Annotated in this window: 5 protein-coding genes and 1 pseudogene; 1 reads left to right on the forward strand and 5 read right to left on the reverse strand. The window is 60.9% G+C overall.

The window, feature by feature from the left end:
* Together AC5IJH_RS17785 and AC5IJH_RS17790 are read right to left on the reverse strand one after the other, a co-directional pair.
* Nucleotides 1-293 (reverse strand): annotated as a pseudogene (locus AC5IJH_RS17785) (hypothetical protein); the annotation flags it as partial.
* 250 nt (nucleotides 294-543) lie between these two features.
* A complete protein-coding gene (locus AC5IJH_RS17790; protein WP_491904170.1) occupies nucleotides 544-1539 on the reverse strand; it encodes a TolB family protein in 996 nt (331 codons plus the stop codon).
* 450 nt (nucleotides 1540-1989) lie between these two features.
* On the opposite strand from AC5IJH_RS17790, the gene AC5IJH_RS17795 reads away from it, so the two are divergent.
* Nucleotides 1990-3879 carry a winged helix-turn-helix domain-containing protein gene (locus AC5IJH_RS17795; protein WP_491904171.1) on the forward strand — a complete coding sequence of 630 codons (1890 nt, stop codon included), beginning with the start codon at nucleotides 1990-1992 and terminating at the stop codon, nucleotides 3877-3879.
* A gap of 33 nt (nucleotides 3880-3912) precedes the next feature.
* On the opposite strand, the gene AC5IJH_RS17800 is transcribed toward AC5IJH_RS17795, so the two are convergent.
* From AC5IJH_RS17800 to AC5IJH_RS17810, 3 genes are read right to left on the reverse strand one after another with little or no spacing between them, the layout of a single operon-like run.
* On the reverse strand, nucleotides 3913-5988 hold the full coding sequence (locus tag AC5IJH_RS17800; protein WP_491904172.1) for a PKD domain-containing protein: 2076 nt from the start codon (nucleotides 5986-5988) through the stop codon (nucleotides 3913-3915).
* The gene (locus AC5IJH_RS17805; RefSeq protein ID WP_491904173.1) at nucleotides 5960-7510 is read right to left on the reverse strand and encodes a tetratricopeptide repeat protein; all 1551 of its coding nucleotides are present in this window, start codon (nucleotides 7508-7510) and stop codon (nucleotides 5960-5962) included. Before AC5IJH_RS17805 ends, AC5IJH_RS17800 begins: the two co-directional genes overlap by 29 nt.
* A 5-nt stretch (nucleotides 7511-7515) precedes the next feature.
* On the reverse strand, nucleotides 7516-11040 hold the full coding sequence (locus AC5IJH_RS17810) for a carboxypeptidase-like regulatory domain-containing protein (RefSeq protein WP_491904174.1): 3525 nt from the start codon (nucleotides 11038-11040) through the stop codon (nucleotides 7516-7518).
* Between the last annotated feature and the right edge of the window lie 65 nt (nucleotides 11041-11105).

Raw genomic sequence — 11105 nt, forward strand, 5'->3', positions numbered from 1 at the left:
AGCTTCGCTCCGAGCACGGTTCGCCACAGACTTGTCGGCTTGCGCGTGGCACGCTGTGCACACGCCCACGTGATCGCGAAGCTCGCAATGCCGAGCAGACTGTCCGGGACGCCGAGCGGGTACGCACTCGACGAGCGTGTCAGTTGCTCTGAGTCAAACCATCGGCCGGGCGGATCAGGAAGGCGGTCAGTCACTCGAAGCTGATAAGCAGCGATCGGCAGCAGAGAGATGACAGCCGCAACACTCGCCGCGCTTACCTGTTTCCGTGCGCATTCCTGCTCTGGAAGAGACATACTCGTGGTCGACACTCACTGAGTGGGATGCCGCCTGTCCTGCTTGAGCCGCCGCAATCCGCGGCCGAGAGTTCGCCACAGTTCGGCGTACGTTCTCCGAAGATCGTGGTCGAGACCAACTCCCCGCAAGAAAGGCGGGGTCGCGCGACGATGATGTCATCGCACGACCCCGTATTTTCTTGCTATGACCCGATTGCACTTCTATCTTGCACCACTCCCAACGTCGGCAGGATGGGAGATTGACAACGACTCAGTGCTTTGGCGGAAAAACGACCGTCCGGGTGCGGTGCGCGACAAACAAATCATTGCCGCCAAACCCGCCTGGCCTGTTCGAGTAGAGGAACATCTCTGTGCCGTCCTGCGAGAGCGAGGGTGCCCCATCATTCGCAGCCGTGTTGATCGCGCTGCCGAGATTCACCGGTGTCCCCCATGCGTCCTGGCGCTTCTCTCTAGTTGCCACCCAGAGATCCAGTGTGGGCAGACCGTTCGCATCCGCAACACTTGCGGTGCGTCTGGAGGTGAGCAACATCTCGAGACCGTCATAGCGAATGGAGGTGCGGGTGTCACGGCCGGTAGAGTTCAGTTCCGTCACGAAGGCAGGGTCCGACCAAGTGCCGTTTGGACTTCTCTCACTGCGCATAATGTCCCAGTCGCCGATACCGCCCGTGCGATTTTGCGAGCAGAAGTAGAGAGTCGCTTTTCCGGTATTCGGATCGATGAAGAAGGTCGGGCCATCGTCAAATACGGCACTGTTGATAGTGCAGCCCATGTTGGTGGGCGTCTCCCATCCGCCGGGGCCGGTGTCGGCCGTGGTATCGCTGCGGTGGGAGACCCAGATGTCGCTCCCGCCGCACCCGCCTGGGCGCTCACTGCCGAAGTAGAGGTCCTGTCCGTCGGGAGAGAAGGTAGGCGCCGTGTCATTGTAGATAGAGTTCAGGGTCGGGCCGAGGTTGACGGGAGTGCCCCAGGGAGAATTAGGGGTATCCCGGTGCGTTGCCCATAGGTCGCTTGTGCCCGCGACACTGCCGTCGATCTTGCCCGGCCGGTCGGAGTGGAAATACAGACTGAGGCCGTCCGGGGAGATCGCCGGGTGCTGGTCGCTGGACTTCGTATTCACGACGGCGCCGAGGTTTTCCGGCGCCGACCACTCAGAGTAGGCGTATGTGATGGGTCTGTTGCCGGGCGTGCAGCCGAACAGCAACGGAAGAACCAGGGCAAGTGCCCGGAATGCTGTAGCGCTCTTCATAACTTCCTCCAGAACCGGACTACGGGGTCGATCTGCAGTCGTAGAGACTGCTTACATGCAGGTGGGGCGAGATCGCCGAATGCATCGCACGATCCCGGTTGGCTTGCTCGGTGCACTGCAGCTTCAATCTCGATCGTTATTCGTCCCGATCGACGGCGACCGGTAGCAGCGCGTGAGCGACGACGTAGTTCCACGCGCCGTTCCGATTGTTCGTTCGTCCACGCAGGAAACGGCAAGATGCTTCATGGCTCCTCCACAACCGGAACTCCAGTTGCATAACGGTCACGATGACGCAGCAGTGGGGCAGGAGCAATCGTGCCAGCCTAATGTCTGCCTAACATTCATCTGTCACGCTAAGTCGTGTAACTGCCTCGGATTGCGAGCGCTCCGAAGTGCCGGGAAAGTGCGGTGTGGCGGGTGATAGACTGCCCGCATTGAGGCGGTAGGACAATGGCGACCGAGACACGCCCCGGAGAGGTGGAGTTCGGTCCATTCACGCTGGATCTGCAAACCGGCGAACTGACGCGCTCCGGGCACAAACTTCGGTTGCAGGGCCAATCCTTCCAAATCCTGGCGATGCTACTGCAGCAACCAGGGCAGGTAGTGACGCGGGAAGCGCTACGGCAGCGGCTCTGGTCCGATGAAACTCACGTCGACTTCGACCAGGGACTGAATAACGCGATCAAGCGGCTGCGCGAGTCGTTAGGCGACTCTGCCGGAACATCGAAATACATCGAGACTGTTCCTCGCCTCGGCTACCGGTTTATTGGCGCAATCAAGGCGCCTGTGGTGGACGCACCTGGGCCGCCGTCATCGCTCGAAGCAGCCGTGGCTCCATACAAGGCGAAAGCTCAACAGGTCGACCAGCCGATCAAAAAGCACGCCAGTCTGCGGCACTGGTGGATGCCCCCTGTGTTGGCTGTCGGGCTCGGGGCAGCCGCCCTGATAGGCCGCGCCCGGTTGTTCCCTGCCCCAGACCACACAGTCCGCTCGATCGCGGTGCTTCCCTTTACCAATCTCTCCGAGGATCCGTCACAGGAATACTTTTCGGACGCAATGACCGAAGAGTTGACGAGCGACCTCGGAAATATCTCGGCGCTCCGCGTCATTTCCCGGACCTCGGCGATGCACTACAAGAAGACCGCGAAGACCATGCCCGAGATCGCGCGAGAGATGGACGTCGATGGCGTGATTGAGGGATCGGTCGTGCGGTCGGGCGACCGGGTGCGCATCACGGCGCAATTGATCGATGCGCGTTCCGACCGGCACCTCTGGGCGGAGAGCTACGAGCGTGACATGAAAGACGTTCTGACGCTGCAGAGTGACCTTGCGCGGACCATCGCTCACCAGGTTCGAGTCGTTATCACTCCGGCGGAAGAAGAACGACTGCATCCCGAACCGGTCGCTCCCGCGGCGTACGAAGCGTACATGCAGGGCCGGTTTTACCTGAACCGATGGTCCTCCGAAGATGCGGCGCAGGCGCTCGCGTCGTTCCAGAATGCGCTCAAGCTAAACCCAAACTACGCTCTTGCGTACATCGGCATCGCGGAGTGCTACGTCTATGGCGTCGCCGGCGTGAGCGATCCGGTAGGCCTCGAGCGCGGGCTTACCGCTGCCCGTAGGGCGCTCGAACTGAAGCCGGGCATGGGTGAAGCTCATGTCAACCTCGGCATTCTGAATATGGAGAAGAACTGGGACTTCGCCGGAGCAGAGACGGAGATCAAGAGAGGGATCGCGCTCAGTCCGAACTACGCGCCTGCGCATCACTGGTACTCTCACCTGCTGCTCAATGAAGGTCGCTACGACGAAGCGCTCATCGAAGCCAAACGTCTGATGGAACTGGACCCTGTCTCGCAGACGCCGATCGGTCACTTGGCCGTGACCCATTTGGCGATGCGGCAATGGGACGCTGCAATCGTGCAATATCAGTTGGTACTGGCGAGAGATCGAATGCTGACGGATGAACATAGTGAACTGGGCGAGGCGTACCTCGGCAAACGAATGTATCCCGAGGCGATCGCGGAGATGCGCCGCTCGGTCGAACTGTCCCAGTCCCGTGCTCAGCACCCGCTCTATCTTGCCAAGCTCGGGTTCGCCGCTGCGCAATCCGGGGACAGAGACACCGCGCGAAAGATTGTCGCCGCTCTTCCTGCCGAGGAGCCGGAATTCGCAGCTTATGTGTACGCCGGTCTGGGAGATCGAGACAGGAGCCTGGCCCTGCTCGACCAGGCGGTGAAGCGCCACACATTCCCGCTCGATGCGGGATACGCAATCGAGTTTGATTCCCTGCGCGCCGATCCACGGTTCACTTCACTGCTCCATCGGGTCGGACTTCGCTAGCTCACTCGCAGCTGCGTCACTCTCTTAGGGTGGCTACCGAATTTCGGCGGAGACAGGCTGCCGAGGACCTTCCCAGAAGATCTCTCGGTGTGCAGAGGCATCGTGCGTCGCTTCCGGCCTGGGCAGTACCCTGACGCGATGTAACCCCGCGGTCAGTGCAGCCGTGGCGCGCACTGGCTGTATGGCGGCTCCCGGCGTTCCGCACGCAAGTGCTCGTGCCCGCGGGCCGGGCACCGGTGGCAAATCGTCGACCTGCAGCGCCTCACCTGCATCGCTCAGCAGCGTCGCTGTGTAACCACCATCAACCGGCATGCGAAACCACTGATCGGACCCAGTCGAGGGCGGTCGCGACATGGCGGGCAGCAATCGCTCGGCGACGACCACGGAATGCGATGCCCATGCCTGCGCTGCGCCGCTCGTCACATGCAGCAGAATCCGGAAGCGGCCAGTGCCATCGAGCAGTGTCCCGTCAGCATCGGGAAAGACATGCGTTACATCATGCCCCTGCGCTGTGGTGCCATCGCCAAAACTCCATGTGTACTGGAGACCAGGATCATTCGGTCCCTCCGCATGGAAGCTGACCTCCAGACCCGGACGAATAAGCCCGTCGGGCACATCGAACGAAGCCGCCTCCGCAGTGTATGACTGGTTGCCTTCGCTCGCACCGTGGTGCTGAGTTGGCAGCCCGTTCTGCCCCGGTAGCATGGGTGGAGGCGACGGCGCATAAACCCCCCGGAGGGTCACGCCCGATACATCGCCCGTAACGACCGATCCCGTCATGCCGGGTCCCTCCATCGCGGAGATCCCCTCGAACCTCACATCCCGAACCGATGGGCTCTGCTGCATGATCTGGGTCAGCGAATACCAGTCCTCGAGCCGGATGTTCTCGAAGCGAACATCGCGGTGCTCGCCTCTGCCTGCGGGATCCGCCCAGAGTTCGAACAGTGCGAACGGAACCTTGCAACTGCCGAACCCCATGTGCATGACGTCGGAGTCGCGCATTACGAAGCCACTACTGTCGAAGGTCTTCTCCGGCCAGCCGAGGCGAACAATGTTCGAAATGCTGGTGGAGAGCGTGCTGCCCTCCACCAGGATGTGATTCACCGGAGCACCGGGACGCATCAGCTTGCGTTTCTCGTAACCGTCCCAGTTCCCATACATCGCAAAAACATCGTCTGCCGCACGGAAAAATGAGTCGCGGACCACGGTATCTCCCCCGCCCAGCCAGTCCATACCGTCCTGGTTTGCGTTCCCCGGCGTGCCCCCGATGACCTTGATGTTCGTGAACTGAATCCGCTCTGAGTTGCGCATCTGGATCATCCAGGTGCGGCTGCGCACAACACCCACAATCCCCTCGATTGAGATGTCACGCGCATTGTCCATAACAATCAGGTGCCAGTTGCGTTTGTGCATCCAGCCCTGATCATGATCCGGGTCCTGCGGCCCGCTGTAGATCACTGTGCCGCGGCCGCTGACTTGCACATCATGCACCTGCCAGACATTGATCGCGCCGAAGACGACGGCGCCCGGCGCCAGGTAGATCCGGTCACCACTGCGTGCGTCGATGTTCTCGCGGTGGATACCGGGGCCGTAGTAGCGCAGGTGTGGCGTTCCGGGCGCAGGCGGCGAGACTTCTGGTGCATTCGCGAACAGGAAGAGCATCTCCGAGTCACCAAAGTGATCGCCAGGACGCGTGATCGACAGCTTGCTCGGGCCTGGAACCGTGAAGGTGATGCTCGCGCCCTTACGGGTAGGTCGGATTCCGAAGCGCATTGGCTGCACTTCGACACCGGCGTCCCAGTAGTGGGAATCGCTCGCAGTGATCGTCACCTCGACGGGTCCATTAGTCTCGAGGCTGCTGGTGTAATATCCGGCCGCTGAATGCATCACGGTCGAATGCGCGCCTGGGATCGCGATCACAAAGTGATCCGAACTCACCTCTGCCGGTACTGGGTCCAGGCTCGGCAACTGCGCGGCGCCGAGCGCACTACAGACTGCAAGACTCAGCAGTGAGACAAGGACGCCTCGCCGATAGCTCTGGCGCGCTTGCAGTAGCCTTCCGAGCGACTGCTGGACAGCATCAATTACTGGATTGACCATTCGTTCCATGCAGAGCCACCACTGCATGCTCCCGCCGTTGTGCTTCGATCGCTTTGACTTCTGCCATGGCTTGCTCCGCATCGCGCTCTCGGCCAGCTTGTTTATAGAGCCGGTACATCTGGTAATGAAGGCTGCCATCTTCATCTGAGGGAAGTGCCTGCGACAGTTCGGCAATTGCGGTGTTCGTGTCCCCATCGTGCGCTGCTATCGTGCCGGCAAGCGCGTGCATCCGCCCCAGCAACTCTGCTGGCACTCTTCGGCTGCGCTCGACGTACGGCTTCGCCGAATCGTATTGATGGCTCGCCACCAGTCCTTCAGCCATCAGCAGGTTTAATTGCGGATGATCCGGCTGGCGTTCGAGACCAGAGCGCGCAGCATCCATCGACTTCCGCGTCTGCCCCGCCGCAAAGTATGCCGCGCTGGTGCCAAGCCACGCGACGACGTCGTCCGGCTCGAGCGCGAGCGCTCGTTGGTACTGCTCGATGGCGCGGTCCGGTTGGCGACGCCGCCGGTAAAGATCGCCGAGCAGGTCCGCGCTTGCAGCGGAGCGAGGCGCCAACATCGCGAAGTGCTCCAGCGCTTCGACCGCGCTCTTCTCGTTTGCCTTTATCAACCAGTAGACTGCCTCCGGCGCATCGGGAGCCCCACGCAGGCGCTGTCCAGCTGCGGCAGCGCTAGCTGCATAGCGGCCACTCCAATAAGCGGTGGCTGCCTGCTGCGGCTCGCATCCGGGCGCGGTGGTCCCTGCTTTGTTAGTAAGTGCGGCGACGATCGCTTCTTGTGCGTTTGCCTCTGTGGCCTCGGTCGCCCTGGTCGATTCTTCGCGAACGGTATGCAGCAGGCATGCGGCTTCGCGAGTTGATGCAGCCGCGGCGAGTTCTTGATATCTTGCGACGGCCTCGGCAGTTCGGCCCTGCGTCATCAACTCATCTGCGTAAAGAGCGCTCGCCCAGGTGTTCTTCGGGGTGACGCGGGCAAGCCTGCGTCCCTGGTCATCGATCAGCGACAGCCGGTCCACTCCCAGCGCAAACCACGCTGCCGCCAGCTTCGGGTCCAACGTCACGGCTGCATCGTGGACCTCTGCTGCTCGCGACCAATCCCGCACACCATCGTATGCCTTGCCAAGCGCAAGCAGGATCTGAGGATCCTCAGGTCGCAGATGACGCGCGCGCTCGAGCAGCGGGACTGCATCCTTCGGTCGGCCAGTATCCATGTATGCCTTACCAAGAAACAGCAGCGGTGACACAAGCGACGGGTTCAGCTTGAGCGCCCGGTTCAGACTCACGATGGACGGAGCGGTCTGGCCGGCCAGGTACTCCATCAGTCCGCGGTTCGCCCAGAGCTCCGGCACGGCTGGCTGCTGACGCGTAGCCTTGGCATAATCGCTCGCAGCGAGCGCGTACTGCCCCGCGGATTGCTCCTGCTGCGCGCGCACGAGCGCCTGTTCCGCGCTCTGCGCCACAAGCGGTGTGAACCACGTCAGGAAAAAGACGGGAACGCACCAAAGTGCGTTCCCACGGAGTTGCCACATGTCGATCACCAGTAGAGCTTCAACGCGAACTGGATGCTCCTCGAACCAAAAGCTTGTCGTATCGTGCCGAAGGATCCATCCGTGATACCAGTATCCGGCGCGTAGAAGTTGGGGTGATTGGGCAGATTGTAAAATTCGGCGCGTCCTTGCAGGCGAATCAGCTCATGCAGGTACCAGAACTTTTCTGCCGCAAAGTCCCAGTTGTTGTAGCCCGGCGCACGAAGCGTCGAGAAAAACCTTGGCGCATTCCCAAAGGTGTATGGCGCCGCTGGCGCAAAGGCCGCTGTGTTGAACCACTTATCAATCGTGCGGTGCCCCAGGTGAGGATCCCCGATCACATTCGGACGCTGGTTGCCACCGAACAGGTTCGAGTTCCCACCACCCGTAATCCCGAGTGGTATACCGGACTTGATGCTGGTGATACCGGATACCTGCCATCCACCGACGACGGCGTTCGTGACGGCATTCATACCGCTACCGTACTTACGTCCGCGACCAACGGGTAGCTCATAGATGTAGTTCACGACCAGGCTGTGCGGTGTATCTGTTCCATCAACCGACTTCTCCGCTGCAAGGTCGTAGTAGTTGCGCACGCCTTGGTTGCCGACCACGGCCCAGTCATTTGTACCTTCCACGTTGTCGAGGAACTTCGAGAACGTGTAGGACACAAGCAGGTTCAGGCCGTTGTGAAAGCGATGGTTGTAGTCGACGAGCAGAGCGTCGTAAAGCGAGAAGCCCACAGGAGCCTGTGGCTCGTTCACGCCACAATACTGGTTGTATGGCTGCAGCGACTGCCCCAGCGGAATCGTCTTCTGGTCAAGTCCGCACCCGCTCGCCTTGATCACCCCGTAGTACGGGTTCGGCACGGGGTTGAGCAGTGCATCACCCATTCCCAGGTAGGACGGATTCGTCTCGCTATGGTTGAAGCCGCTTAGCAGAAGGTGCGTGCCGTGGTTGCCAATGTACGTTGCGGTCACAACGTCGTTCGTCGTGAAGGCGTACTGCAGGCCGGCTGAATACTGCTGCACGTAAGGGGAGTGCCGGCTGCTGGGAACACCATTGGTCGAGAAGCCCACATCCTGCAGGCCGCCGAGTGACCCTCCTGGAGGCGCGATGAGCCCGCCAGGGAACGGATTGCTCAACGTGGTGAAGGGGGTCAGGCCGCCATCCACACTGCCGGTGTACGGGGTGGACTGGCTGTAACCGGGGTTGTAGCCGCCGCCAAAATACTGCGGTGCAAAGAAGATGCCATAGCCGCCGCGCAGCACCAGCTTGCTCGAGATCTGCTCGGTGAGCCCGAAGCGCGGCGCGAAGTTCGTCCAATTGGTGTCATACAGCGTCCGACGATGACCTCCGCCGTTGAACACGAGCTCACCCGGTACCGTTTGTCCGACAGCCGATGAGATCGGGTTCGCTGCTTTGTAATCGAAGTAGGCTTGGCGATTGTCACGCTCGGTCGGCGGCTGTTGCCACTCGTAGCGCAACCCGAGGTTCAGTGTCAGCTTCTGTGTGACTCTCCAGTTGTCCTGACCGTAAAAGCCCCAGTATTTCTTTGTGATCGCCGGATTGAAGTTGTTCGACGTGGAACCGCCGGTCGCGGTGCCGATCAGCAGCGAAGCGAAGCCGAAGCCGGTGTTGTCTGTTGCCCCGCTCGGATTGGGCCCTGCCGTGAAGTTGTGATCGAAGTTGAACTGCGTGCTGGGCAGGTTGTTGCTGTTGTTCTGCATCAGCGCGCCCATGAAGCCGAATGAAAGGTCGTGCACACCCTGGCTGCGGGTCACATCCGCATTGACACTGCCGACATTGCGGAAGCCGGTGCCTTCATTGCCCTGCACTGGTCCGAGTGAACTCTGTCCTTCCACATTCACGATGGGAAACAACGGTGAGTTCGCATTCAGCGCCGAGGGCAGCCCGAGAGACGACTGATCAAACGGATAGGACTGCGACTTGGACTGCTCTGCCCACCGTGTCAACCCTGCATTCACGCTCAGCGCCGTCTTTGCATTCAGAATGTGGCTGGCGCCAATCACGAAGCTGTAGCGGTTGTTCGGGCGTATGTTGCCGGGGCCGCCCGGATTGTTACCGCCGTAGAACTCGGGTGAGTTGGTCTTGTACTCGTATTTTTGCGCCCAACGGCCATACAGGCGCGTCATGTCCGTCAGGTTGTGATCCACACGGATCATGTACTCGTTCGAGGTCGCGGGAGCGCTGGCACTCGCGGCATAGTTGTTTGCGATGCCATCGTTTGTCGGATTGGGGTAGAACTTCGCAAGCGCCGCGCCAACCGGATTGATCGCGCCCTGGATCTGGTTGTTCACAAACGGATCGCGAATGTAGCCGCTGCTGAGAGCGACACGCCCCGTGGTTGGGTCGACCTGGCCGGCGGTAATGGGCCGAGTTGAAAACGGATTGTAGAGCTGGCCAGCTAGGATGGGACGCCCCAGGGCATCCGTGCCGCTCGGCGCACCGAGCAGCGCCGAAAAGTCACCTGTGCGGAAGGCGGCCGTCGGGATCGTGGTGGTGAAGGTAGCCGGCGTGCTCTGCCGCAGCCCTTCGTAGAGTCCGAAGATGAAGGTCTTCTGCCGCTGCTCGTACAGGTGCGGGATGAACAGCGGACCGCCCGCGGAGATGCCGAACTGGTTGCGGCGGAACGACGGCTTCTTCAGCCCGTTGAAGTTGTTGAAATACGAGTTCGCGTCCAGCTTGTCATTACGCAGGAACTCAAACGCGTCGCCGTGGAAGTCGCTGGTTCCCGACTTGGTGACCACGTTGATTACATTCCCGGTGCTGAATCCGTACTGCGCGGTAAAGGAGTTCGTCTGGATCTTGAACTCTTCCACACTGTCGACGGACGGCACGTAGACGACTGCACCCCAGTCCGACGCTGTGTCCCAAATGCCATCCAGCAGAAACGCCGTCGTACCGAAGAATCCGCCCCCGAAGTTCAGGAACGAGATGTCCTGATCCGCAGTGTCCTGGGTGCCGCCGCCGTTGACCCTCTGCGACTCGGTCGAGTTCTGCACCGACGAATTGAGCGTGGCCAGCCCGTAGACGTTCCTCAGGTTGAGTGGCAGATCGACGACCTGCCTGGAGGTGATCTCCGCAGAGAGGTTGGGGTCACTCGTGTTCAGCAGAGGCGCTTGGCTGCTGACGACGACCTGCTCGGTCTCGGCGCCGATGCTCATCGCCACGTTCTGTGACACCGTTTGCCCAGGCAAGGTGGTGATGCCCTGCTGCTGATAGGCCTTGAAGCCCTTCGACTCAACCTTGAGCGAGTACGCGCCGGGCGGAAGGAACTGGAAGACAAACTCGCCAGAGCCATTGCTGGGAACAGTGCGGGAGATCCCGTTCTGCTGGCCAGTGATCGTAACCTGCGCCCCGCCCAGCGTGGCGCCCTGACTGTCGCTCACGATGCCGCGCAAGGTCGAGGTCGTCGTCAGGTCCTGAGCGTTCGCGCCCCATGGGGTCACGATGGCTCCCGCCACCACAAACAGAACCAATGCCAACAGAGCTCTGAACAGATGTTTCATCGCACGCCTCCCTGAATCGACCGCTTGCCGGCTCCCCTTCGTTGCGGCGGAGCTTGTCCTTTTTT

The sequence above is a fragment of the Candidatus Dedyshia acidiphila genome, assembly GCF_051025295.1.
Lineage (GTDB): Bacteria > Acidobacteriota > Terriglobia > Terriglobales > Acidobacteriaceae > KBS-83.